This window comes from Acidovorax sp. 107, from assembly GCF_003058055.1.
Lineage (GTDB): Bacteria > Pseudomonadota > Gammaproteobacteria > Burkholderiales > Burkholderiaceae_C > Acidovorax.
The window spans coordinates 2,853,594-2,878,261 of record NZ_QBTZ01000001.1 but is presented as its reverse complement, the minus strand read 5'-3'; the positions used below and the strand labels follow the sequence as shown (position 1 = coordinate 2,878,261).

General features: G+C 66.4%; 25 protein-coding genes and 1 pseudogene. 17 read left to right on the top strand and 9 right to left on the bottom strand.

The window, feature by feature from the left end:
* Positions 1-2: 2 nt before the first annotated feature.
* From rimI to C8C99_RS13485, 3 genes are read right to left on the bottom strand one after another with little or no spacing between them, the layout of a single operon-like run.
* Entirely contained in the window at positions 3-503 is a 501-nt protein-coding gene (rimI, locus tag C8C99_RS13495; RefSeq protein ID WP_056644122.1) for a ribosomal protein S18-alanine N-acetyltransferase, read from the bottom strand.
* 21 nt (positions 504-524) lie between these two features.
* Positions 525-1,238 carry a tRNA (adenosine(37)-N6)-threonylcarbamoyltransferase complex dimerization subunit type 1 TsaB gene (tsaB, locus tag C8C99_RS13490; RefSeq protein ID WP_056643741.1) on the bottom strand — a complete coding sequence of 238 codons (714 nt, stop codon included), beginning with the start codon at positions 1,236-1,238 and terminating at the stop codon, positions 525-527.
* 44 nt (positions 1,239-1,282) lie between these two features.
* The gene (locus C8C99_RS13485) at positions 1,283-2,263 is read right to left on the bottom strand and encodes a DMT family transporter (RefSeq protein WP_056643740.1); all 981 of its coding nucleotides are present in this window, start codon (positions 2,261-2,263) and stop codon (positions 1,283-1,285) included.
* A 90-nt stretch (positions 2,264-2,353) separates the two neighbouring features.
* On the opposite strand from C8C99_RS13485, the gene dacB reads away from it, so the two are divergent.
* From dacB to C8C99_RS13460, 5 genes are all read left to right on the top strand, one after another.
* A complete protein-coding gene (dacB, locus tag C8C99_RS13480; protein WP_056643738.1) occupies positions 2,354-3,829 on the top strand; it encodes a D-alanyl-D-alanine carboxypeptidase/D-alanyl-D-alanine-endopeptidase in 1,476 nt (491 codons plus the stop codon).
* 31 nt (positions 3,830-3,860) lie between these two features.
* Entirely contained in the window at positions 3,861-4,130 is a 270-nt protein-coding gene (locus C8C99_RS13475; protein ID WP_056643736.1) for a SemiSWEET transporter, read from the top strand.
* Positions 4,131-4,263: 133 nt separating this feature from the next.
* Positions 4,264-5,562 (top strand): lipase family protein, encoded by a 1,299-nt coding sequence (locus C8C99_RS13470; protein WP_056643734.1) that lies wholly within the window; start codon positions 4,264-4,266, stop codon positions 5,560-5,562.
* A gap of 164 nt (positions 5,563-5,726) precedes the next feature.
* Positions 5,727-6,869, top strand: coding sequence for an SGNH/GDSL hydrolase family protein (locus C8C99_RS13465; RefSeq protein ID WP_056643732.1), 1,143 nt, complete (start codon positions 5,727-5,729; stop codon positions 6,867-6,869).
* 25 nt (positions 6,870-6,894) lie between these two features.
* On the top strand, positions 6,895-7,581 hold the full coding sequence (locus C8C99_RS13460) for an OmpW family protein (protein WP_056643730.1): 687 nt from the start codon (positions 6,895-6,897) through the stop codon (positions 7,579-7,581).
* A gap of 89 nt (positions 7,582-7,670) precedes the next feature.
* Here C8C99_RS13460 and C8C99_RS13455 read toward each other — a convergent pair whose 3' ends face one another.
* From C8C99_RS13455 to purE, 4 genes are all read right to left on the bottom strand, one after another.
* Positions 7,671-8,624 carry an SGNH/GDSL hydrolase family protein gene (locus C8C99_RS13455; RefSeq protein ID WP_108626003.1) on the bottom strand — a complete coding sequence of 318 codons (954 nt, stop codon included), beginning with the start codon at positions 8,622-8,624 and terminating at the stop codon, positions 7,671-7,673.
* Between the two features lie 75 nt (positions 8,625-8,699).
* Entirely contained in the window at positions 8,700-9,716 is a 1,017-nt protein-coding gene (locus C8C99_RS13450) for an L-threonylcarbamoyladenylate synthase (protein ID WP_108626002.1), read from the bottom strand.
* Between the two features lie 14 nt (positions 9,717-9,730).
* Complete coding sequence (locus C8C99_RS13445) at positions 9,731-10,903, bottom strand: 5-(carboxyamino)imidazole ribonucleotide synthase (RefSeq protein WP_108626001.1); 1,173 nt, start codon at positions 10,901-10,903, stop codon at positions 9,731-9,733.
* On the bottom strand, positions 10,900-11,394 hold the full coding sequence (purE, locus tag C8C99_RS13440; protein ID WP_056643723.1) for a 5-(carboxyamino)imidazole ribonucleotide mutase: 495 nt from the start codon (positions 11,392-11,394) through the stop codon (positions 10,900-10,902). The genes C8C99_RS13445 and purE overlap by 4 nt, the downstream gene beginning before the upstream one ends.
* Positions 11,395-11,554: 160 nt before the next feature.
* Between purE and trxA the strand changes: the two genes are divergently transcribed.
* Together trxA and C8C99_RS13430 are read left to right on the top strand one after the other, a co-directional pair.
* A complete protein-coding gene (trxA, locus tag C8C99_RS13435; protein WP_056643721.1) occupies positions 11,555-12,463 on the top strand; it encodes a thioredoxin in 909 nt (302 codons plus the stop codon).
* 48 nt (positions 12,464-12,511) lie between these two features.
* The gene (locus tag C8C99_RS13430) at positions 12,512-13,348 is read left to right on the top strand and encodes an META domain-containing protein (RefSeq protein WP_108626000.1); all 837 of its coding nucleotides are present in this window, start codon (positions 12,512-12,514) and stop codon (positions 13,346-13,348) included.
* 125 nt (positions 13,349-13,473) lie between these two features.
* Here the strand turns inward: C8C99_RS13430 and C8C99_RS13425 are convergent, their stop codons facing one another.
* Positions 13,474-14,397 carry a phosphoribosylaminoimidazolesuccinocarboxamide synthase gene (locus tag C8C99_RS13425; protein WP_056643719.1) on the bottom strand — a complete coding sequence of 308 codons (924 nt, stop codon included), beginning with the start codon at positions 14,395-14,397 and terminating at the stop codon, positions 13,474-13,476.
* A gap of 217 nt (positions 14,398-14,614) precedes the next feature.
* Here C8C99_RS13425 and C8C99_RS13420 point away from each other — a divergent pair, with 217 nt between their 5' ends.
* The 4 genes from C8C99_RS13420 (at position 14,615) to hprK (ending at position 17,987) form a co-directional block, all read left to right on the top strand.
* On the top strand, positions 14,615-15,841 hold the full coding sequence (locus C8C99_RS13420) for an MFS transporter (RefSeq protein ID WP_108627157.1): 1,227 nt from the start codon (positions 14,615-14,617) through the stop codon (positions 15,839-15,841).
* Positions 15,842-16,072: 231 nt separating this feature from the next.
* Positions 16,073-16,408, top strand: coding sequence for a ribosome hibernation-promoting factor, HPF/YfiA family (hpf, locus tag C8C99_RS13415; RefSeq protein WP_056643717.1), 336 nt, complete (start codon positions 16,073-16,075; stop codon positions 16,406-16,408).
* A 99-nt stretch (positions 16,409-16,507) separates the two neighbouring features.
* The gene (locus C8C99_RS13410) at positions 16,508-16,975 is read left to right on the top strand and encodes a PTS sugar transporter subunit IIA (RefSeq protein WP_015016130.1); all 468 of its coding nucleotides are present in this window, start codon (positions 16,508-16,510) and stop codon (positions 16,973-16,975) included.
* Positions 16,976-17,030: 55 nt separating this feature from the next.
* Positions 17,031-17,987, top strand: coding sequence for an HPr(Ser) kinase/phosphatase (gene hprK / locus C8C99_RS13405; RefSeq protein ID WP_056643715.1), 957 nt, complete (start codon positions 17,031-17,033; stop codon positions 17,985-17,987).
* A gap of 118 nt (positions 17,988-18,105) precedes the next feature.
* Here the strand turns inward: hprK and fur are convergent, their stop codons facing one another.
* Positions 18,106-18,522: a ferric iron uptake transcriptional regulator gene (gene fur, locus C8C99_RS13400; RefSeq protein ID WP_056643713.1), complete on the bottom strand. Its 417-nt coding sequence runs from the start codon at positions 18,520-18,522 to the stop codon at positions 18,106-18,108.
* A gap of 93 nt (positions 18,523-18,615) precedes the next feature.
* Between fur and C8C99_RS13395 the strand changes: the two genes are divergently transcribed.
* The 6 genes and pseudogenes from C8C99_RS13395 (at position 18,616) to lptE (ending at position 24,658) form a co-directional block, all read left to right on the top strand.
* Entirely contained in the window at positions 18,616-19,179 is a 564-nt protein-coding gene (locus tag C8C99_RS13395) for an outer membrane protein assembly factor BamE (protein ID WP_108625999.1), read from the top strand.
* 63 nt (positions 19,180-19,242) lie between these two features.
* Positions 19,243-20,082, top strand: a complete 840-nt coding sequence (gene dapB / locus C8C99_RS13390) for a 4-hydroxy-tetrahydrodipicolinate reductase (RefSeq protein WP_108625998.1) — start codon at positions 19,243-19,245, stop codon at positions 20,080-20,082.
* Between the two features lie 13 nt (positions 20,083-20,095).
* Positions 20,096-20,752 (top strand): annotated as a pseudogene (locus C8C99_RS13385) (MotA/TolQ/ExbB proton channel family protein); the annotation flags it as partial.
* A gap of 128 nt (positions 20,753-20,880) precedes the next feature.
* Entirely contained in the window at positions 20,881-21,333 is a 453-nt protein-coding gene (locus C8C99_RS13380; RefSeq protein WP_099731888.1) for a biopolymer transporter ExbD, read from the top strand.
* Between the two features lie 99 nt (positions 21,334-21,432).
* Positions 21,433-24,156, top strand: a complete 2,724-nt coding sequence (leuS, locus tag C8C99_RS13375; protein ID WP_108625997.1) for a leucine--tRNA ligase — start codon at positions 21,433-21,435, stop codon at positions 24,154-24,156.
* Positions 24,157-24,160: 4 nt separating this feature from the next.
* Positions 24,161-24,658, top strand: a complete 498-nt coding sequence (lptE, locus tag C8C99_RS13370) for an LPS assembly lipoprotein LptE (protein ID WP_056068079.1) — start codon at positions 24,161-24,163, stop codon at positions 24,656-24,658.
* Positions 24,659-24,668 lie beyond the last annotated feature (10 nt).

Below are 24,668 nucleotides of genomic sequence, written 5' to 3'. Positions count from 1 at the left end.
GGTCAGAGAGCCAGGCTCATGACCACGGCGTCTTCGCGCTGTCCGTGTGCTGCAGGGTAGTAACGCTTGCGGTCGCCCACGCGGCGGAATCCGTGGGTCTGGTAGATCTGCTGGGCGCGCAGGTTGCTCACCCGCACCTCCAGCCACAGCCATTGTGCACCGCGCCCGCGTGACCACAGGGCCAGGGCGTCCAGCAGCACGCGGGCCCAGCCCTGGCGCTGGTACTCGGGGGTGACGGTGATGTTGAGCAGGTGCACCTCATCCACGCCCATCATGGCCACAAAGTAACCCAGCAGATGCTCGTCCGCCATCAGCAGCTGCGCCTCGTAGCCCGAGGCCATGGCGTCGGTGAAGTTGCCGCGGGTCCAGGGGTGCGAATAGGCGAGTTGCTCCACGGCCAGCACGGCATCGAGCCGCGCCAGGGTCAGGGCCTCGAAGCGTGCCTCGGGGCGGGTGGGGCTGGCGCCGGACGGCGATGCGGAGGAGGTGGGCAGTGCGCTCATGAGGGATTCGTTCACCCCTTCTCAGGGCGTTGCCGCTGCCTGGGCGGCACGCAGTGCGGCGCGTTCGGCGGTGGTTTGCGCCACTTTATCGCGGATATAGCGCGGCAGGGCGTCACTGGCGGCCACGGCATGGCCGGCGGTGATCAGCGCGGGCGCCAGGCGCAGCAGGGCTGCGGCGGTAGGCAAGGCCATGAGGTGCGGGGCGGTAGGCGCCAACCGGTCGCCGTAGGGCGCGCGGGCGTTGCCAGCCACCGTCCAGCCTGTTGGGGGCTGCACCGACTCGGGCGCCCCCAGGCCGAAGTCTTCGTCGGCCTGCCAGCGGGCTTCGGCGGGCAGCCACTCGCAGTGCGCGTGGTAGACCTCGTCCATGCGCGCATCCAGCACCGCCACCACCTGGGTGCAGCCGTGCTGATGGCGGGCTTCCTCGGCCACGGCCAGCAGGGTGTCTACGGGCAAGACCGGCACACCTTGCCCGCCCTTGGCACCAAAGGCCAGACCCTGGGCCACGGCACAGGCGGTGCGCAGCCCGGTGAACGAGCCGGGGCCGCGCCCGAACACCACCGCATCCAGCGTGTCGAAAGTCAGGCCCGCTTGCGCCATCAGCGCACGCACGGCGGGAATCAGTGCCGCCGAGGCCTGCGGCCCCCCGGGCCCTTGGTGCTGCCAGACGCCATCGCCGTGCTGCACGGCAATGGAGAGGGTGTCGGTACTGGTGTCAAAGGCGAGCAGATTCATGGGCTGGGTGTGGTGGTCTTTGGCGGCGCGTTCGGCGATGGGGCTCAGGGGGTGGCAGCGGCAGGGGCTTTCGGGGCCTGGCTTTTGCGCAGCACGCCCACGAGGATACCGGCGGTGACCAGCAGCAGGCCAGCCACCAGGTTCCAGTGCATCGGCTCGTCCAGAAAAATCACCGCCCCCATCGCCGACAGTCCAGGCACCAGGGCCGTGATCATGGTCGATCGCACGGGGCCGTAGTGCTGGATCATGCGCGTGAAGCCAATGCCTGAGACCACCACGGAGCCACCGCCCTGGAACAGCATCTGGAACGCGATCTCGCTCCACGGCGCCAGCGCCAGGTGACTGGTGACCGCACCCAGCGAGACCAGCAGCGAGTAGCTGGGCAGGTACACCACGCAGGCAAACGCCGTGACGGCAATGGTGGCCTGCACCGCGTCCACCGCGTAGCGCCGCGCCAGCACACTGTAGGTGGCCCAGGACGACGCGGCCAGCATGAACAGCAGGTCGCCCTTCCAGACATCGCCGCCCGAAAACGCCGCCAGCAGGCTGCGCCCACCCACCAGCAGATCGCCCGCCACGATCAGCGCCAGGCCGGCGGCGCGCAGCGGCGTGATGTGGTCGCGCAGCAGCCAGGCGGCCAGCAGCGCCGTCCACAGCGGCAGGCTGCCCGGCATGAGTACCGCCGCATGGGTGGCCGGTGCATGGAAGAACCCCGAATAGGCCAGCAGCGCGTACAGCAGCCCGCCAAAGCTGCCCAGCAGCGCCGTGGTGCGCAAGGGCAGGGGCGAGATGCCCGCCAGGCTGGACGCCGGTGCCGAGGCTCCCCGTGCCGCCAGACGTCGCCGCACCATCCACCAGCCCCAGGGCAGCAGCACCAGGCTGGCGCCCACGATGCGCAGCAGTGCAATGTCGAACGGGGTGAGCGTGCGCTGGGCCGAGGCGCGGGCGATGATGATGAAGCCCGTCCAGATGGTGACGGTGACCACGGCCGCCAGCAGGCCGATGGTGCGGGGAGAAAAACGCATCGGGCGATTATCGGCGCCCGCCGCAGGCCGTGCTGGCGCTGGGAGTAGAGCGGCGCTTGGTGCAGGTGTGTGGGCGATAGACTCCCCGCCATGTTGTCTGTTTCTGCTCTTTGGCGCCGCCGTGTGCTGCGTGGTGTGGTGGGTTGGGGTGCTGCGTGGCTGATGGCTGCGGGCGGGGTGGGCTCGGCGGGGGCGCAGACGGCGGCTCCCGCTGCAGGCCCTCTGCCGCCCGAGGTGGAGGCCGCCCTGGTCCGCGCCAAGCTCCCCCGCGAGGCCCTGTCGGTGATGGTGGTGGACGCGCAACCGGTTGGCAAGGCCAGTCCGCGCCTTGCGCACCGTGCCCAGGTGCCTGTGAACCCCGCGTCGGTGATGAAGCTGGTGACCACCTATGCAGCGCTGGAACAGCTGGGCCCCGCCTATGTCTGGAACACGCCGGTGTATGTGCAGGGCACAGTGCAGGACGGCAGCCTGCGGGGCAATGTGTATATCCAGGGCCAGGGCGACCCCAAGCTGGTCATGGAGCGGCTGTGGCTGCTAATGCGGCGGCTGCAGGGCCAGGGCATCCAGGTCATCGTGGGCGACATCGTGCTGGACCGCAGCGCGTTCGACGTGCCGGACCAGGACCCGGCGCGGTTTGATGGCGAACCGCTGCGGCCCTACAACGTCTCACCCGACGCCCTGCTGCTGAATTACAAGTCGTCGGTGATGACCTTTGTGCCCGATGCTGCCGCCGGTCTGGCGCGCATCCAGTACGACCCGCCTTTGGCCGGGGTGCAGCGCCAGCCCACCGTGGCGCTGGCGGCGCCGGGCGCAGACTGTGGTGACTGGCGTGCCACCCTGCGAGCAGAGCTGTCGGACCCCTCGAAGGTGTCGTTCCAGGGTGTGTACCCCGCCGCGTGTGGTGAACGCGTGTGGCCGGTGGCTGCGGCCGATCCGCGCGGCTTTGCGGCGCGGGCGGTGGAGGGCATGTGGCGCGAACTGGGCGGCAAGCTCACGGGCAGCGTGCGCGATGGCAAGGTCCCCCCGGGCCTCAAACCCGCGTTTGTGGTCACGTCCCCCGCGCTGGCCGAGGTGGTGCGCGATGTGAACAAGTACAGCAACAACGTGATGGCACAGCAGGTGTTGCTGACCCTGGCGTTGCAAAAAAACGGTGTGGCCACGTTTGATGGGGCCCGCGAGGTGCTGCGCCAGTGGTGGCAGGCTCGCATGGGCGATGCGGACCTGCCGCAGGTGGACAACGGCGCCGGGCTCAGCCGCGACGCCCGCCTGACCGCTCAGGCTCTGGCCCGCATGCTGCAGATGGCCTGGGTGTCACCTGTGATGCCCGAGCTGGTGGCGTCGCTGCCGATCACGGGTGTGGACGGCACACTGCGCCGCAGCCAGAGCCGGGCGGGCACTGCCCACCTCAAGACCGGCAGCCTGCGCGACGTGATGGCTGTGGCGGGCTATGTGCATGCCGCGAGTGGGCGTCGCTATGTGCTGGTGGCCGTGGTCAACCACGCCAATGCGGGCGCGGCGCGGCCGGTGCTCGACAGCCTCATCGACTGGACGGCGCGCGAGCAATGAACAATCGGCGCTGCCTCGCTTCTTCCCCACCATGCAACTCCACGAACTGATCGGCTACCTCGCCGCCTGCCTGACCACCTGCAGCTTTGTGCCCCAGGCCCTGCACACTTTTCGCACCCGCGACGTCAGCGGTATCTCGCTGGGCATGTACAGCGTTTTCACGGTGGGCGTGGCACTGTGGCTGGCCTACGGCCTGGCGCTGGCAGCCTGGCCCATCGTGGTGGCCAATGCCATCACTCTGGCCCTGGCGGGCACCATCCTGGGGATGAAGGTGCTGTACGGCGTGCACCGTCCCGACTGACCGGTCACGCGGGCCCCGGCGCGCTGTCGCCTAGGTGTCTGGCGGCGTGCGGCCTCCCGCGTTATCCCCTATGGATGCTGCAGCGCAGGTGCGCGCACGATGCGTCGTTCTTCACTGACCGAGGTATCCATCCATGACCTATTTCCGCCTTACCTGTGTGGCCGCTGCAGCGGTCCTGCTTGTCGCCTGCGGTGGCTCTGACGACCCGGCGCGCGGCGCGTTGATTGACCCTCCCGCCACGCTCACCACGCTCACCGTGGCGCAGATCGATGCGGCCACGGCCAGCAGCGGCCTGCAGGCGATCAGCGGCAAGGCCAAATGTGACGTGAAGGTGGTGTCTCTGAACTATGCGACCGTGGGTGCCAAGAGCGGCGAGAACACCAACGCCTCGGGCGTGATGCTGGTGCCCGCCGGCACATGCACCACGGCCGCTCCACTGGTGGCCTACGCCAAGGGCACCGATGTGCAAAAGCCCCGCACCCTGGCGAACCCGCAGGACAGCGAAACCTTCCTGCTGGCCGCCATGTACGCCGCGCAGGGCTATGCCGTGGTGGCCACCGACTACCTGGGCTTTGCCAAGTCGGGCTACAGCTACCACCCCTACCTGCATGCCGATTCGGAAGCCACCTCGGTCATCGACTCGGTGCGTGCAGCACGCAATGCGGCAAGCACGGTGGGCGCCACGCTGTCGGGCAAGGTGATGTTCACCGGGTACTCGCAGGGCGGCCACTCGTCCATGGCGGCGCAGCGCGCCGCCGAGCGGGACTACGGCAACGAATTCAACGTGGTCGCGGGCGCTCACTTGGCCGGCCCCTACAACCTGTCGGGTTCGCTGCGCATTCCAGACGCGATCGCTGGTGTGCAGTTCTTTGTGCCCTACCTCGTCACGGCCTGGCAGAAGGTCTATGGCACCGTCTACACCGACGTGAAGGATGTGTTCAAGGCGCCGTACTCCGGCTACATCGAGAACCTGTTGCCCAACCCCACGCTCAACTACACCACCCTGGTGACCACGGGCACGCTGCCTGCGGGCACGCCTAACCAGGCGCGTGACGCGCTGTTCCAGTCGGCGTTCATCACCGGTTCGCAGACCAGCACCACCCATCCACTGTATCTGGCCGCCAAAAAGAACGACCTGCTGGGCTGGACCCCCAAGGCGCGCGTCATGTTGTGTGGTGGCGCAGGCGACCCCACCGTGCCCCCAGCAGTTCACATGGCCGTCATGAAAGCCGACTTCGACAGCCGGGGTGTGACGAATGTGAACACGGTGGATGTGGACGCTGCCATCCAGGCCACCTATGGTCCTGGCGGCAAGGCACCCACCGACCCCACCTCGGCAGCTTTTGCCACCTACTACGGCAGCTACCACGGCACCTACGAGCCGCCGTTCTGCCACGCGCAGGCCAAGGCGGTGTTCGACACCGTCAAGTGACGGCTGTGATGCCTGCGTGAAGCCCCCAAGGGGTTCGCAGGCTTTTAGAACCCCACCCCTAAGCCCCACCGGTATTTACCCGGTGGGGCTTTTTTGCGTTGGCGAATATGATCCGCGAGGAATAGCACGGTCGTTCTATTTTTACGATAACAGGAGTGATACCGATGGTTTTTCAGCGCAAGGCTTTGTGGGTTTCTCTGGCGGCAGCGTCGCTGCTGGTGGCGTGCGGAGGCGGCGGTGCCGACACCGCTCCGGTGGCGCCCATCAAGACCGTCAAGGTCATGGGTGACAGCATTGCCGATAGCGGCACGTTTGGCTTCAAGTTCACGGTGCAGGGCAGTGCGCCCACGGGCCCATCGTCCACACCCATCTGGCCGGAGCTGGTGGCCAGCAGCTACAGCAACACGCTCTGCCCCCGCTATGCGTTCACCGGCAGTGCCTTCAACAATGCGGCGGGCTGCACCAACTACGCCATCGGCGGCGGGCGCATCAACAACTTCACGGCACCCACGTCGCCTGTCTCCATCGTCAAGCAACTGACCGATGCCGGCGTCGACGGCTTCAGCGCGGGCGACCTGCTGCTGATCGACGGTGGTGGCAACGATGCCGCGGACCTCATTGGTGCCTACCTGTCGGCCTCCAAGGACGGCGGCAAGGCCTTCGGCGCGCTGCTGTCCACCTTGCTGCCTGCAGCCACGGTGAACGCAGGCCTCGCGGGCGGTGCCACGGGCCAGGCCCAGGTGGGTGGCGCCTACATGGTGGCGCTGGCCGACAAGTTCCACGACGCGATCGAAGCCAATGCCTTGAGCAAGGGCGCACAGCGTGTGGCGGTGCTCAACATGCCTGCCATCGACAAGACGCCGCGCCTGCAGCAGGTGCTCGGCGGCATCACGGCGTCAGCGGGCGCTGCCGCCAGTGCGCAGGTGCAGGGCCTGCTCAAGGCCTGGCTCGAAGCCTTCAACGCCCAGCTGGCCAAACGTTTTGCGGGCAACAGCAAGGTGGTGGTGGTGGACTTCTACACCTCGTTCAACGACCAGGTGGCCAACCCTGCGCAGTTCGGGCTGACCAACGCCAAATACACCGCATGCCCCATCACGGGCCTGGGTGCTGACGGCCTGCCCACCTATACCTTCCCCACCTGCACGGCAGCCGCCCTGTCGGCACAGACACCGCCCGCAGGCGCCACGGGTGGTGCGGACTGGTGGAAGACCTACGCGTTCTCCGACAGCTTCCACCCCACGCCGTATGGCCACCAGCTGGTCAGCCAGCTGGTATCGCGTTCGCTGGCCCGCGCTGGCTGGCTGTAATCGGCTGTTGAAGGGTTCACACACCATGCAAACCACAACCATTTCTCCTTCCCTGGCTGGCGCATTGGCCGCCCTGGCGATCACCCTGTCCGGCGGTGCCCAGGCGCAAACCGCAGGCAACTGGCTGGTACGCGCGGGCGCCACGCAAATCTCGCCGCAGGTCACCAGCGGCGACCTGTCCGCGCCCAGCTTCACAGGCACCAAGGTGGACGTGCGTGCCGACACGCAACTGGCGGGCGGCATCACCTACATGCTCACCGACCATTGGGCGGTGGACGTGCCCCTGGCGCTGCCCTTCAAGCACGACATCATGGGTGCGGGGGCCATCGGCGGTGTGGGCAAGATCGGCGAGGTCAAGGTGCTGCCCATGACCGTGTTCGCGCAGTACCGCTTTCTGGAGGCCAATGCCCGGGTGCGCCCCTATGTGGGCCTGGGCGTGACCTACGCCAAGTTCTTCAAGGAACGCGGCACCGCTGCGCTGACCGGGCTGACCGGTGGCAACCCCTCGCGCCCCACCACGCTGAGTGCCGAGTCGCGGTTTGGTCTGACGCCACAGGTGGGTGTGAGCATCGCGCTCAACGAACAGTGGTCGCTGGATGTGGCGTATTACAAGACCTTTGTGAAGACGCGTAACACGCTGTCCACGGGCCAGACCATCGACGTCAAGCTCAATCCCAACGTGGTGGCGCTGGGTGTGGTGTACCGGTTCTGACCTCCACAAGGAGCGGACCCGCCGCCCCAAATAAAAAGGCCGCCCGGTGGGCGGCCTTTTTATTTGGGGAGAACCCGGAGCGTGCCGGCTTACCAGCGCGCGCGCAGGCGGTCGTAGGCGTAGGTGCCAAACTGGCGTTGGGCCGACGGCGTGAGGTACACGGTGTCGGCAAACACGAACGAGGTAGCGCTGGCACCCGACAGCAGCGTGGAGGTGTTGCACAGGGCCGAATTGACCTGGCCTGCACCAATGCCGATGCCGTTGTTGGCGTCCACCGATGTGCACACCGCCGCCGTGGAGTTGTTGAAGCCATAGTTGCCAGGCACGCTGGTGTACAGGTTCACGTAATAGGCCGAGTCCACGTACAGCACGTTGGCGCCCAGGTCCACGATGCCCACGAGCAGGCCTTCGTTGAAGCGGCTGCTGGCGTTGGTCAGCAGGGCCTCGCGGCCGATGGTCTTGGCCCACGGGGTCTTGCTCAGGTCGTAGGTGCCGGTCACCACCACATACTTGGCGCCGGCCGTCACCAGGCGGCGTACCTGGGCTGCCAGGTCTTCACCAGCCTTGCGAGCAGCAGCCACCATGGCATCTTCGGTCTGCGTGCCTGCGTTCACAGCCGCCATGCCAGCGATCACGTCGCTGACGCCGCCACTCACGATCACCACGTCGGTGGCTGCGAAGCTGCCGCTGGTCAGGAAGGTGTCGATCTGCTCGGTGACGGTGCGGGTGCTGGCGTTACCAGCCGCGTCGGGCTTGGCGCTGACGCGGGCGTTGCCGGTGGCATAGCTCAGGCCGCCTGCGGAGACCGGAGCGAGCGACTTGCCATAGTTGGCGACCAGTTGCAGGGTCCAGTTGTTGACGCTGCCGTCATTGACGGTGTAACGCGAGCCGTTTTGCCCCACATCGTTCATGGCGTCGCCGAACGCAATGAAGCGCTGGGGCGAGATGGCCGATTCGGTGGTGCTGGAACCGCAGGCCGCGAGCAACGCGGCCGACGCACATGCGGCGACCATGATGGTGCGGCGCATCCAATTTGCTGCCATGTATTTCTCCAGAAAAGTGGGGGGTAGTTTAACGACGCAAAGTCAACGGATGTAAAGCGGCGCCATCGTGCCGGGTCAGGCTGCGGATGCGCGCTGCAGGCGGTCGCGCACGCCTTCCCACTCGGGGCTGGCGGGCGGGGCTTCGATCCAGATCAGCTTCACGCCCTCATCGTCAAACCCGCGCAGCACGGCGAACAGCTGCTGCGCCGTGGCGGCCGCGTCGTCGGGCATGCGCCGCATGACCAGCTTGGAGGACTGGGTGCGCAGTGCAGCGCGGGCATAGACCGCGATGTGGGCGGCCTCGGCGCCCAGCAGGTCCAGGCTGGTCTGCAGCGCCTTGGCATCCATCAGCCGCACCTTGGCGCTGGGGGCGTAGTGGGCCTCCAGCGTGCCCGAAGCGCGGGGTGTGGCCGTGGGCAGGTCTTCCTTGGACAGTGGAGGCACACCGCAAGCCGCTGCAATCTGCGCTCGGGTGATGGCGCCGGGCCGCAACAGCACAGGCACACCGCGCGTGCAGTCCACGATGGTGCTTTCAATGCCCACATCGCAGGGCCCGCCGTCCAGCACCAGCAGCTCGGCACCCAGCTCGTCCTGTACGTGCTGGGCGGTGGTGGGGCTCACGCGGCCAAAACGGTTGGCGCTGGGGGCTGCAACACCCCACACGGGCGGGCCACCGGCGTCTTTGCCATCGCCCGCTGCTGCGCAGGCCAGCAGCAGGGCGTGGGCCACGGGGTGCGCGGGGCAGCGCAGTCCCACGCTGTCCTGCCCGCCGGTGGCGGCGGTGGCCACACCGGGCAGGCGCGGCAGGATGAGCGTGAGCGGGCCCGGCCAGAAGGCATCGACCAGCTTCTGGGCGAACGCGGGCACCGTGCTGGCGAAATGCGCAATGCCCTCGGCATTGGCCACATGCACGATCAGCGGGTGGTCGCTGGGTCGCCCCTTGGCGGCAAAGATCTGCGCCACGGCGGTATCGCTGCTGGCATCAGCCGCGAGGCCGTACACCGTTTCGGTGGGCAGGCCGAGCAGGGCGCCGCTGCGCACAGCACGCGCGGCGGTGGCGATGGCCTGGGGGTCGTTGCCGTCGAGGATCATGGGAGGGGCCCGGCTCAGAAGGGCTCGATGCCCAGCAGCGCTGCCGCCTGCAGGGCTGTGGCGCGCGCAGCCTCGGGGGTGGCGGCGGTGATGTTCAGGTGGCCCATCTTGCGGCCGCGCTTGGCATCGTGCTTGCCATACAGGTGCAGGTGCGTACCGGGCAAGGCCAGCACCTCGGCCCAGGCAGGGGTTTGCGCCGCGTCGCCGTGGGCAAACCACAGGTCGCCGAGCAGGTTCAGCATGACGGCGGCGCTGTGCTGGCGGGGCTGCGTCAGCGGCAGGCGCGCCATGGTGCGCACCTGCAGCTCGAACTGCGACACATCGCAGGCGTTCTGGCTGTAGTGGCCGCTGTTGTGCGGGCGCGGAGCGATCTCATTGACCACCAGGCTGCCGTCCTGCAGCACAAAGAACTCCACGCACAGCACGCCCACGTACTGGAGTCCCTGTGCTACAGATTTCGCAGCGGCCACCGCTTGATCCACTAGCGCTTGCGGCAGATTTCCTTCATAAACCTCTGTCACAGCCAGGATGCCGTCACGGTGCAGATTGCGCTGCACGGGCAGGTGCACCATGTCCCCATCGGCACCGCGCGCCACGATGACGGAGCATTCCAGCTGCAGCGGCAGCATCTTCTCCAGCACGCAAGGCTCCTTGCCGACGGACTCCCACGCGGCGGCCAGCTCGGCGGGCGTCTTCACGCGCACCTGGCCCTTGCCGTCGTAGCCCATGCGGGCCGTTTTCAGAATACCGGGCAGCAGGTCGGGCGATACGGCGGCCAGTTGTTCGGCCGTTTCGATCACCGCATACGGTGCGCAGGGCACGCCGCAGGCCACAAAGTGCGCCTTCTCGCGCGCACGGTCTTGCGCCACCGACACGGCGCTGGCGGCGGGCGATACCGGGCGTTGCGTGGCCAGGGCGGCCAATGCAGCGGCGGGCACGTTCTCGAACTCGGTGGTCACCGCATCCGACAGGCGGGCCAGCTCGGCCAGGCCCTGCGGGTCTTCGTAGCCCGTCTGGATGTGGTGGTGGCTCACCAACCCGGCGGGGCTGGTCGGGTCGGCATCCAGCACGGCCGTGAAGTAGCCCATGGCCTGCGCCTGGTGCACGAACATGCGGCCCAGCTGGCCGCCACCCAGCACGCCCAGGGTCGCACCGGGGAGCAAAGGCTTCAGGTCACTGGCGGTCATGCGGCGGGCGGCAGGGTCATGTTGCGGGCCACTTCCGTCTGCTCGGCGCGGAAGGCTTCCAGGCGCTGGCGCAGGTCGGGGCTCTCGTTGGCCAGCAGGGCCACGGCAAACAGGGCCGCGTTGGCTGCACCGGCCGTGCCAATGGCAAAGGTCGCTACCGGGATGCCCTTGGGCATTTGCACAATGCTGTGCAGCGAGTCCACACCCTGCAGGTGGCGGCTGGCCACGGGCACGCCCAGCACGGGCACAGGGGTCTTGGCGGCAATCATGCCGGGCAGGTGGGCGGCGCCGCCGGCCCCGGCGATGATGGCTTTCAGGCCCCGGCTGGCGGCGGCCTCGGCGTAGGCAAACATGTCATCGGGCATGCGGTGGGCCGAGACCACGCGGGCCTCGTGCGCGATGCCGAACTGTTCAAGGATTTGCACTGCATGCTGCATGGTGTCCCAGTCGCTGCTGGAACCCATGACCACGCCGATCTGGATGGGTTTCATGGTGTGGAGGGTGCTGGCGGGCAGGCTTTGTCTGCCCAGCCGCTGTAGGTGGAACCCGCGATTTTACTTTTTGCGCTCCCCTGGCGGGTATGGGGCTGTTTCGATGGGCCAAAATAGCGCGCAAACTGTTTGTTCCACAGGTTCTAAGCCCCACACCATCATGATTGACGTCACCGTAGAGAACTTTGAAGCCGAGGTGGTTGCCGCCTCGATGAATGTGCCCGTGCTGGTGGACTTCTGGGCGCCCTGGTGTGGCCCTTGCAAGTCCCTGGGGCCGGTGCTGGAGAAGCTGGAGACGGAATACGCGGGCCGCTTCAAGCTCGCCAAGATCGACTCCGACCAGGAGCAGCAGCTGGCGGGCATGTTCGGCATCCGCAGCATTCCTACCTGTGTGCTGCTGATGAATGGCCAGCCTGTGGACGGCTTCATGGGCGCCTTGCCCGAAGGCCAGGTGCGCGCTTTCCTCGACAAGCACGTACCCACCGCCGAAGAAATGGTGGCCGAGGCGGAGGAAGAGGAGGCACTGGAAGCTCTGGCAGAAGGTGACACCGGCACCGCGTTGGAGAAACTGCAGCACGCCGTCGTCACCGACCCTGCCAACGATGACGCGCGCTTTGACTACGTCAAGCTGCTGCTGCAGCTGGGGCGCGAGGACGATGCCAAGGTGGCGTTTGCCCCCGTGATCGCCAAGGCCGCCATGTCGCGCAAGCTGGGGGCCCTCAAGGCCTGGATGGATGCTCTTGATTTCGTAGCGTCTGGCGCATATGACGCCTCCGCTGAAGCCGGATTCGAAGCAAAAATCGCGGCCAACAAGCGGGATTTCGACACCCGCTATGCCCGCGCCCGCTGGCTCATCACCCAGCAGCGCTGGACCGATGCCATGGACGAGCTGCTCGAAATCCTCATGCGCGACAAGGCGTGGGGCGAAGAGGCCGCCCGCAAGACCTATGTCGCCATCCTTGAACTGATCGAGGCCCCCAAGCCCAAGGTCGCCGAGGGCCAGATCCCGCCCGAAGACCCTGTGGTAGCCACCTACCGGCGGCGGCTGTCCAGCGTGGTGCTGAGCTGAGGGTGGCGAGAGGTTGAAGGGGTGAGCAGGGCGACCACGGCACTCGCCATGGTGCTTCGACCCGGGCGCAAGGGGCACTGTGCTGGCTGGGCCCGCCGCGGGCTGTACTGCAGTCTTTTCTGGGGAGTGCTGGGGCTGGCTGGCTGCGCCACCCGCCCCCCTGAACCGGATGCTGTCGTGACGGGTGTGGCGCTGTCACGAGAGCGCGTTGTGTTTCCCCCCGAGGCGGTGTTTGAGGCCACGCTGCTGGATGTCACCCAGCCGGACCAACCGCCCGTCGTCCTGGGGCGACAGCGTCGAGCGCCTGCGGGCCAGCCTCCCTACGCATTGCGGATTCCCTACCCTTCGATGCGGTTTGCGCCCAAGGGGCGTTACGAGGTGCGGGCCACCGTGACCTTGGAGGGGCGTTTGCTGCTCGCCAGCGACAGGCGCTACCCCGTGCCCCAGGAGGCCGCCTACCGCCATGTCGACGTTCAAATGCAGCGGATGCTGCCGCAGGCCGCCACGGTGGAGGCGTCGGTACCCTTGTTGCTGACCCATTGGCGGCTCGTCGAGATGGCGGGAGAAACCATCCCAAGCCCTTCCGATGGCGCGGTGGCTCCCCACCTGGTTTTTCAGGCAGAGGAGGCGCGGGTGATCGGTTCGGGCGGTTGCAACCGCTTTCTGGCCGACTACGAGTGGCAGCCGCAAAGCGGGCGGCTGCGTTTGGGCCAGTTGGTGTCCAACATCGCTTTGTGTCTGCAGAGCAGCGGGATCGAGACCCGTTATTTTGAAGCTCTGTTGGCGGTGCAAGGCTTTCGCCAGGACGGCACCCGGCTGGTGCTGCGAGGAGCAGACGGCGAGCCCTTGTTGCGGTTTGAGGCGGCCGAGACGCCGCTGAGCTGAAGGCGGCGTCGGGCTTGCATCGCGCAACAGCCTGGCGGGCGCACGGCCAGGCGGCTGCCCCATGCTTTCAAAAGATCAGCGGAAGCCGGAAGGACCCGGTCCCCAAGAAGCCGCCTCGGAAACGTTTACGCCGAGGTCAGCCGCTCCAGCGCCTCGCGGTATTTGGCCGCTGTCTTCTCGATCACCGCCTGGGGCAGGCGGGGCGAGGGCGCTGTCTTGTCCCAGGGTTTGCCATTGACCTGGGCCTGTTCCAGCCAGTCACGCACAAACTGCTTGTCATAGCTGGGCGGGTTTTCGCCTTTGGCCAGGGCCTCGGCGTAGCCTTCCACGGGCCAGTAGCGGGAGCTGTCGGGGGTCAGTACCTCGTCCATCAGCACCAGCGTGCCATCGGGCGCCAGGCCGAACTCGAACTTGGTGTCGGCAATGATCATGCCCTTGGTGAGCGCGATGTCGGCTGCGGCCTTGTAGATTGCAATGCTCAGGTCGCGGATGCGGGTGGCCAGGTCCAGACCGATCATCTCCACCGTGCGTTCGAATGTGATGTTCTCGTCATGCTCGCCCATGGCGGCCTTGGCAGCGGGCGTGTAGATGGGTTCGGGCAGCTTGGCGGCGTTGGTCAGGCCTTCGGGCAGGGGCACACCGCAGACCGAGCGCGACTCCTGGTATTCCTTCCAGCCGCTGCCGGCCAGGTAGCCGCGCACCACGGCTTCGACCGGGATGGGTTGGAGGCGCTGCACCAGCATCGAGCGGCCACGGATCTGGGGGGCCTCTTCAGGGCTCACCACGCTCTCGGGGGCGTCGCCTGTGAGGTGGTTGGGGCAGATGTGGCCGAGCTTGTCGAACCAGAACAGGGCCATCTGCGTGAGCAGCTCACCCTTGCCGGGGATGGGTTCGCCCATGATCACGTCGAAGGCCGAGAGGCGGTCGCTGGCCACCATCAGGATACGGTCGTCGCCCACGGCGTAGTTGTCGCGCACCTTGCCGCGTGCCAGCAGGGGCAGCGAAGTCAGGGCCGAAGTGTGCAGGGCGGTGGGGCTGGGCTGGGTCATGGTGTCGGTGTGGGCGGTGGGTATCCGCTGCGGGCAGGCCGAAGAACGTAGGGGAGGGGGTGCGGCAGGCCAGGCCTGGGCGCAACCCGGCGATTTTACGCGTCGGCCTGGAGCGCGGAGGTTTCCCAGGGGCTTGCGGCGGCAGGGGTGCGCGCCCGGTACGCATGCGGCACACTGGGCGGCCCTGAACCCGCCTGGGCCTTTGTGGCCGTCTGCCGTGTCTTCTTCCCCTGCCCTTTCTCCCCGCCGCGAGCTGTGGCTGCTGCTGACGCTGGCAGGCATCCAGTTCACCCACATCCTCGACTTCATGATCATGATGCCGCTGGGGCCGCAGCTGACGCAGCTGTTCGCGATCAGCGACGCGCAGTTTGGGTTGCTGGTGTCTGCCTACACGCTGTCGGCCGGTGCGTCGGGCCTGCTGGCCTCGACCTACATCGACCGATTCGGTCGCAAGCGGCTGCTGCTGGTGCTCTACGGCCTGTTTGGGCTGGCGACGCTGGCCTGCGGCCTGGCGCCCACCTACGGCACGCTGATGGTGGCGCGCATTCTCGCGGGGACTTTTGGCGGCGTGCTGTCGGCCTTGTCGCAGACCATCGTGGCCGATGTAGTGCCCTTTGAGCGGCGCGGGCGCGCCATGGGCATCGTGATGACGTCGTTTTCTGTGTCCACGGTGGCGGGGGTGCCTCTGGGCCTGATCCTTGCGCAGTACGGGGGCTGGAACCTGCCGTTCATTGGCATTGCCGTCATGGTGGGTGTGCTGGCTGTGCAGGCTGCCCGCACGCTGCCAACCATGACGGGCCATGTGCAGGCTGCGAACGGGCGGTCTGTATTGGGCGGCATCACGCAGGTGCTGGCCGATGGCAACCACCGGTGGGCCTTTCTGTTCTCGGCGTTGCTGATGTTTACAGGTTTTACGGTGATCCCGTACATCACCATTTACATGCAGACGAATGCCGGCGTGCGCGCCGACCAGGTGCCGCTGGTGTACCTGTGCGGCGGGGTGGTGACCTTGTTCACGGCGCGGCTGTTCGGGCGGATGACCGACCGGCGCGGCAAGGTGCCGACGTTTCGTTGGCTGGCCTTGGCGGGCCTGCCATGCATCCTTGGCATCACCCTGGTGCAGGGGTTGCCGCTGTGGGGGGTGTTGATCGTGTCGACGCTGATGTTCACGTTTGTCAGCGGCCGCATGATCCCGGGCATGGCCATCATCGCCTCGGCGGCGCACGCGCCGTTGCGGGGGACCTTCATGACACTGAACGCGTCTGTGCAATCGGCCTCGATGGGGGTCGCGTCTTTTGTGGGTGGGGTGCTGATCAGCCGCGATGCGCAGGGGCTGGTGCAGAACTACTGGGTGGCCGCGCTGGTGGGCATCAGTGCCAGCGCGCTATCGATGCTGGTGGTGGGCCGGCTCAAGCTCCATGGTGCGGCGCCGTCAGCCCGTTGAGGGGGATCTTGCGCAGGAATCTACGGCCCCTCCAATCCGCTCATTGTGCGCGCTTTTGGAGCGCTTGGCACCTTGCCGGGCATAACCCAGTGGCCTGCGGCGGTATGGGATTGCTTTTCGGGGAGGGCGGGGGCATAGTGAACTCACGTCAACGGATGCATCCAAGTTCGCCGAGCCGCTCCTCTGATCCAGGGCGGCGTTTTTCCACCGAGAGCCACAGGAGACTTATTTATGAACTTGACGATCAGCGGTCACCACCTCGAAGTTACCCCCGCCTTGCGCAGCTACGTCACCACCAAGCTGGATCGGATCACCCGCCATTTTGACCAAGTTGTCGATGTCAAGGTACTGCTGACGGTAGAGAAGCAAAAGGAAAAGGAAAAGAGACAGCGAGCGGAATGCAATATTCATGTCAAGGGCAGCGACCTGTTTGCGGAAAGCTCCCACGCCGACCTGTATGCCGCTGTGGACGAGTTGGTTGATAAGATGGACCGTCAGGTCGTGCGCCACAAGGATCGTTTGCAAGACCACCACCACGAAGCCGTCAAGCGCGAACTGAATGCTTGATGCGCCAGCCCTGAGCCTGGCAAAGCAGCCGCCCTTTTGGGCGGTTTTTTGTTGCCCTCAGGGTTTTTGCCAATATGTGCATAATTGTTACCCTTGACCATGAACCGACTCGCCTCCATCCTGCCCTCCGCTCAAGTGCTTGTGAGCGTGGACGCCACCAGCAAGAAGCGTGCTTTTGAAGAAGCGGGTCTGCTGTTCGAGAGCCAGCATGGGCTGTCGCGCGCCCTGATCACCGACAGTCTGTTTGCACGCGAGCGCCTGGGCTCCACCGGGCTCGGTCATGGCGTGGCCATTCCCCATGGGCGCATCAAGGGCCTCAAGGCACCGATGGCCGCGGTGTTCCAGTTACTCAACCCCATCGGCTTCGACGCGCCGGACGAATTGCCGGTCGGTCTGCTGATCTTTTTGCTGGTGCCCGAGGCGGCGACGCAAAAGCATCTGGAAATCCTGTCCGAAATTGCCGAGCTGCTCAGCGACTCGGCCTTGCGGGAGAAACTCAAGGCCTGCACCGATGCCACGGAGTTGCACGGCATGATTGCAGGCTGGCAGTCCACGCAGGCCGCCTGAGTTCCTGCACTACACGCCCTCCCCCACACCGTTTTTTTGCACTGACTGAACCGCCGTGAAGCCCAATGTTGTCAGTGCCGACGTCCTTTTTGAGGAATTTCGCGGCCTGCTGAAGTGGGAATGGGTGGCGGGTCTTGGCGCCTCAGAGCGCCGCTTTGACGAAGTGGCCGTGCGCTCAGCGCGTTCCGGCGCCGACCTGGTCGGCTACCTCAACTACATCCATCCCTACCGGGTCCAGATCCTCGGCGAGCGCGAAATCGCCTACCTGAGCAACGCGTCTCCCGACGATTGCAAGCGCCGCATTGCCCGCATCGTGACGCTGGAGCCGCCGGTTCTGGTGCTGGCCGATAACCAGACCGCCCCCGATGCGCTGGTGTCGATGTGCGAGCGTGCGCAGATTCCGATGTTCTCCACGCACGAGTCGTCGGCGTTTGTCATCGACGTGCTGCGCGCCTACCTGTCCAAGCACTTTGCCGACCGCACCACGATGCACGGCGTGTTCATGGACATCCTGGGCCTGGGCGTGATGATCACCGGCGAGTCGGGCCTGGGCAAAAGCGAACTGGGCCTGGAGCTGATCTCGCGAGGCAACGGCCTGGTGGCCGACGATGCGGTGGACCTGTTCCGTATCAACCAGACCACCATCGAGGGCAAGTGCCCCGAACTCCTGCAGAACCTGCTGGAAGTGCGCGGCATTGGCCTGCTCGACATCCGCGCCATCTTTGGCGAGACGGCCGTGCGCCGCAAGATGCGCCTCAAGCTCATCGTGCACCTGGTGCGCAAGGAAACGATGGAGCGGGACTACGAGCGCCTGCCGTACGAGCCGCTCACTCAGGATGTGCTGGGTGTGCCCGTGCTCAAGGTCGTGATCCAGGTGGTGGCCGGTCGCAACATCGCTGTGCTGGTCGAAGCCGCCGTGCGCAACACCATCCTGCAGTTGCGCGGCATCGACACATACCAGGAGTTCGTCGAGCGCCACCGCCGCGCCATGGAGCGCGATACCGGCGGCTAGCGGCGCTCAGGCCGACGAAACTGGCGCGGCCCATGCCAGGGCTCCCGCGCAAGGGCCGCCCCGCAGGGCTGGGAGCGTCCCCCTCTGGGGGAAGACGCCGAAGGCGGCTCAGGGGGAGTCATTTCTTCGCGCAGGCAGCGCACTGGCCGTACAGCGCCATGGTGTGGTCCTGTACCACCCAGCCCTTGGCCTTCGCCACCGCATGCTGGCGTTTTTCGATCTCTGCGTCGTAGAACTCTTCCACCTTGCCGCACGAGGTGCAGATGAAGTGGTCGTGGTGCTGCCCCTCATTGAGCTCGTACACCGCCTTGCCACTCTCGAAGTTGCTGCGGATCAGGATGCCGGCCTGCTCGAACTGCGTGAGCACCCGGTACACGGTGGCCAGGCCGATGTCCGAGCGTTCTTCCAGCAGCACGCGGAACACGTCTTCCGCCGTCATGTGGCGCTGCGCACCTTTCTGGAAAATCTCCAGAATCTTCAGGCGGGGCAGTGTGGCCTTGAGTCCCGTGCTTTTGAGTTCGTCTATATTGGTCATGGCTGGCTCTGTGGGGGAGGGGCGGGCAGCGGCCTCGGGGGCTGGAGGGGCTGCCGCTACAATGGGACGATCATATCCTTTGGCCTTTTACCCATGCCCGTCCAAGCCCGTTACAGCGCCCGTCTGGGCCTGGTTATGTTGATCGGTGCCAGCATGGCTGCCCTGACCGGTTGCGGCAGTCTGGATGGCGCCGGCAGTCGCATCGCCAGCATCGTCAAACCCTACCGGGTGGACGTGGTGCAGGGCAATTTCGTGTCCCGCGAGCAAGTCGAAGCCCTGCAGCCTGGCATGAGCCGCCAGCAGGTGCGCGAGATCCTCGGGACACCCCTGGTCACCAGCCTGTTCCATGCGGACCGCTGGGAGTACGTGTTCACGCTCAAACGCCCTGGTGAAGAAATCCAGACCCGCAAGCTGACCGTGTTCTTCAAGGGCGATGCCCTGGAGCGCTCCGAAGGCGATGAAATGCCGACCGAGACCGAATTCGTCGCCACGCTGGGTGCGCGCGATGGCGCCAAGGGCAAGACGCCGGTGCTGGAGGCCACGCCGGAGCAACTGGCCAAATACCCGGTGAAGGAGCGCCCCGCGCCAGCGGCTGCAACCACGCCTGCGCTGCCGGTCACCACCAGTTACCCGCCGCTCGAAGCGCCCGCGCGCTGATCCCTGCGGCACTGGCAGTGCGCCTTTTGCGCTCGCTGCCCTTTCATTGAACAGGACCTTTCCATGACTGCGAGTTCTTCGCCAGCGGCCCCCGCGGCATCCCCCCTTCGTGTAGCCGTTGCCGGGGCCTCGGGCCGCATGGGCCGCATGCTGATCGAGGCCATCCGCGCCAGTGACGACTGCGTACTGGCTGGTGCGCTGGACGTGGCCGCCAGTCCCGCCATCGGCTCGGACGCCACCGCCTTTCTGGGCTACGCCAGCGGGGTGGCCATCACGGCCGACGTGGCGTCGGGCCTCAAGAACGCAGAGGTGCTGATCGACTTCACCCGCCCCGAAGGCACGCTGGCCCACCTCGCGGTATGCGCCGAACTGGGCGTGAAAGCCGTCATCGGCACGACCGGCTTCACCGATGCGCAAAAGGCCGAACTCGACGCCTACGCACAGCGCACCGCCGTCATGTTCTCGCCCAATATGAGCGTGGGCGTGAACGTCACGCTCAAGCTGCTGCAAATGGCCGCCAAGGCCATGGCCACGGGGTACGACATCGAAATCATCGAAGCCCACCATCGGCACAAGGTCGATGCGCCCTCGGGCACAGCACTCAAGATGGGCGAGGTGATTGCCGAAGCCCTGGGCCGCAATCTCAAGGACTGCGCCGTGTACGCCCGCGAAGGCGTGACGGGCGAGCGCGACCCCTCCAGCATCGGCTTTGCGGCCATCCGGGGCGGCGACATCGTGGGCGACCACACCGTGCTGTTCGCGGGCATTGGCGAGCGCATCGAGGTCACGCACAAGTCTTCCAGCCGCGCCACGTATGCGCAGGGCGCCCTGCGTGCCGTGCGTTTCCTGGCGGCCCACAAGACTGGCATGTTCGATATGTTCGACGTGCTGGGCTTGAACTGACACGCCGACTCTCATGGACGCGCTCCACTGGTGGCGCCAAGGTGATGCTGTCACGCAAAGTGCGGCGCTGGTCTTGCTGGCCATGTCGGTGGCGAGCTGGGTGGTCATTGTGTGGAAGCTGCGGCTCATGCGCCGCGCCAGTGCCGATGTAGCCCGCTGCACGGCCGCGTTCTGGCAGGCGCCCTCGCTGCTCCTGGCGCAGCAGCGCTTGCAGTCTTTTGACCGGGATGCGCTAGTGCTTCCTTTGGTGGATGCTGCAAATTTGATAGCAAATCACGACGGTGTGACCCCACCCACGCTGGCCACGGCCGGCAGCCTGTCACAGCGGCTCACCCGCGTGCTGCGCGACGCCCTGCACGATGTACTGGGGCGCCTGCAGTTTGGCCAGGTGCTGCTGGCCACGGTGGGCTCCACGGCGCCGTTCGTAGGGCTGCTGGGCACCGTGTGGGGCATCTACCACGCGCTCACGGCCGTGGCAGGTGCGGGGCAGATCACCATCGACCGCGTCTCCGGCCCCGTGGGCGAAGCCCTGGTCATGACGGCGGCCGGGCTGGCCGTGGCGATCCCTGCCGTGCTGGCCTACAACGTGTTTGGCCGCCTGCTCGGGCGCATTGAGGCTGACCTGGAAGGGTTTGCGCGCGATCTGCGAGAGCTGGTCATCGACACGGCGCCCGTACAGAGTTTGACTGGCACCACAGCAGGTCTGAGCAATGCGATCCGACCCGCCGCCGGGCCGCCCCAAGGCGGGTCAGCCCCCTTGGGGGGCAGCGAACCACGCGCAGCGGGGAGCGTGGGGGCATGAGTTTCGGACGACTCGAACGCACCACCGGGCCGCAGCCCATGAGCGACATCAACATGACGCCGCTGGTGGACGTGATGCTGGTGCTGGTGGTGATCTTCATCCTGACGGCGCCGCTGCTGGCCAGCTCCATCCGGCTGGACCTGCCGCGCACCGAAGGCGCCACGCCCGGCACGGCCCCACAATTCGTCACGCTGGTGGTCGACGCCTCGGGCCAGGCGTTTCTGGATGACCAGCCCCTGTCGCAGGCTGCGCTGGCCGAGCGCCTGCGCCGCATTGGCGCCGAGCGCCCTGACACCGAGGTGCAGCTGCGCGCCGACGCTGCCGTGCCCTATGGCCGCGTGGTCGAAGTCATGGGCGCGGCCCACCTGGCCGGGCTGCAGCGCATCGGATTTGTGGCCGAACCTGCGGCGAATCCTGTGTCGCCTGCGTCTCCAGCCCCGTCCCGCTGACCCACCCCGGCTGCTGGCACGCTGGTGCCAGTCCCTGACCGCCTAAAATCCCTGCAGCGCGGCCCTGCGGCTGCACTCTTCTCTCACCCCCGAGCTCCCATGCAAGACAAATACTCTCCCCAAGACGTCGAACGCGCGGCGCACGACCACTGGACCGCCACCGACGCCTACCGCGTGACGGAAGACACGAGCAAGAAGAAGTTCTACGCCTGCTCCATGCTGCCCTACCCCAGCGGCAAGCTGCACATGGGCCACGTGCGCAACTACACCATCAACGACATGCTCACGCGCTACCTGCGCATGAACGGCCACAACGTCCTGATGCCCATGGGCTGGGACGCGTTTGGACTGCCCGCCGAGAACGCGGCGCTCAAGAACGGTGTGCCACCCGCCAAGTGGACGTACGAAAACATCGCGTACATGAAAAAGCAGATGCAGGCCATGGGCCTGGCCATCGACTGGAGCCGCGAAGTCGCCACCTGCGACCCCGAGTACTACCAATGGAACCAATGGCTGTTCCTGAAGATGCTGGAAAAAGGCATTGCCTACCGCAAGACCCAGGTCGTGAACTGGGACCCGGTGGACCAGACCGTGCTGGCCAACGAGCAGGTGATTGACGGCAAGGGCTGGCGTACGGGCGCCACCGTGGAAAAGCGCGAGATCCCCGGTTACTACCTCAAGATCACCGACTACGCCGAAGAGCTGCTGGGCTTTGTGACCGGCGACAAGCTGCCCGGCTGGCCCGAGCGCGTCAAGCTGATGCAGGAGAACTGGATCGGCAAGAGCGAAGGCGTGCGCTTTGCATTCACGCACGACATCGCTGGCGACGACGGCGCACTGATCGGCGACGGCAAGATGTACGTGTTCACCACGCGCGCCGACACCATCATGGGCGTGACCTTCTGCGCTGTGGCGCCGGAGCACCCGCTGGCCGCCCACGCCGCCAAGACCAACCCTGCGCTCAAGGCCTTCATCGAAGAATGCAAGAGCGGTGGCACCACCGAGGCCGAGCTGGCCACGCAAGAGAAGAAGGGCGTGCCCACGGGCCTGTTCGTCACGCACCCGCTCACCGACGAAAAGGTCGAAGTCTGGGTCGGCAACTACGTGCTGATGGGCTACGGCGATGGCGCCGTGATGGGCGTACCCGCCCACGACGAGCGCGACTTTGCGTTCGCCCTCAAGTACGGCATCGAGATCAAGCAGGTCGTGCTGGTCGATGGAGAGCACTTTGACTACCACCAGTGGAACGACTGGTACGGCGACAAGCAGCGCGGCGTCACCATCAACTCCGACAGTTTCAGCGGCCTGTCGTACAAAGAAGCCGTGAACGCCGTGGCCCATGCGCTGGAGCAAAAGGGCCTGGGCGAGAAGAAGACCACCTGGCGCCTGCGCGACTGGGGCGTGAGCCGCCAGCGCTACTGGGGCACGCCGATCCCGATCATCCATTGCGAAGAACACGGCGCCGTGCCGGTCCCTGAAAAAGACCTGCCCGTGGTGCTGCCGCAAGACTGCATCCCCGACGGCTCGGGCAACCCGTTGCACAAGCACGAAGGCTTCCACGCGGGCGTGACCTGCCCCGTGTGCGGCAAGCCCGCCCGCCGCGAGACGGACACGATGGACACCTTCGTGGACAGCTCGTGGTACTTCATGCGGTATTGCGACCCCAAGAATGCCGACGCCATGGTGGCAGACGGTACCGCCTACTGGATGCGGGACCAGCAACATGCCACTGGCGGCAGCGGCATGGACCAGTACATCGGCGGCATTGAGCACGCCATCCTGCACTTGCTGTACGCCCGCTTCTGGACCAAGGTCATGCGCGACCTGGGGCTGGTCAAGGTCGATGAGCCCTTCACCAAGCTGCTCACGCAGGGCATGGTGCTCAACCACATCTACAGCCGCCGCACCGCCAAGGGCGGCAAAGACTACTTCTGGCCGCACGACGTGGAGCATGTGCTGGACGAAGGCGGAAAGATCATCGGCGCCAAGCTCAAGAACGAAGCCACCAGCGGCGACGGCATGCTGCCCGTGGGCACGCCCATCGACTACGAGGGCGTGGGCACCATGTCCAAGTCCAAGAACAACGGCGTGGACCCGCAGGACCTGATCGAGAAGTACGGCGCCGACACCGCCCGCCTGTACACCATGTTCACCGCCCCGCCCGAAGCCACGCTGGAGTGGAACGACGCGGCCGTGGAAGGCAGCTACCGCTTCCTGCGCCGCGTGTGGAACTTCGGCGTGAAGCTGTCTGCTATGGATATGGGAGCTGCTACCGCAAGCGTGGCTAGCGCCAGCAGCCTGAAAGATGTCGAATTTGGCAAAGAGGCCAAAGCCCTGCGCCTGGAGATCCACAACGTGCTCAAGCAGGTGGACTACGACTACCAGCGCATGCAGTACAACACCGTGGTCTCGGGCGCGATGAAGATGATCAACGCGCTCGAAGACTTCAAGGCCACCGACTCGGCCGGTGCCCAGGTGGCGCTGATCGAAGGCTTTGGCATCCTGCTGCGCTGCCTGTACCCCGCCACGCCGCACATCGCCCACAGCCTGTGGGCGGGCCTGGGCTACGCCGGTGCCTTGGGCGAACTGCTCGATGCGCCCTGGCCGCAGGTCGATGCCAGCGCCCTGGTGCAGGACGAGATCGAACTCATGCTGCAGGTCAACGGCAAGCTGCGCGGCTCCATCCATGTGCCCGCCCAGGCCGACAAGGCCGAGATCGAGCGCATTGCGCTGGCCAGCGAGGCTTTCGTGGCCCAGGCTGCCGGTGCTCATCCGAAGCGCGTGATCGTGGTGCCCGGCCGTCTGGTGAACGTGGTGGTCTGACCCCATGAACAAACGCACCCTGCTCAGCCTGGCCCCCGTGGCCCTGTTGTCTGCCTGCGGATTCCGGCTGCGTGGCGTGCCGGAGTTCGGGTTTGGCTCGCTCTACATCGCGGCCCCTGCCAGCTCGCCGCTGGCGCGGGAGCTGCAGCGCACGCTCGACGGATCGGGCAGCCAGCTCAAGCTGCTGCGCGACCCGGCCAGCATGCCGACGGCAGAGGCCATTTTCGACCTCCTGCAGGAGCAGCAGGAGCGTGTGGTGGTGGGCCTCAATGCGTCGGGCCAAGTGCGCGAGCTGCAGCTGCGCCTGCGCATCAAGTTCCGCCTGCGCACGCCCACGGGCGTGGAGCTGATTCCGGACACCGAGCTGCTGCAGCAGCGCGACATCAGCTACAACGAAACCATTGCGCTGGCCAAGGAAGCCGAAGAGGCGCTGCTCTACCGCGACATGCGGACGGATCTGGTGCAGCAGCTCATGCGCCGGCTGGCCGCTGCGAAGCGCTAGGAGCGGCTCT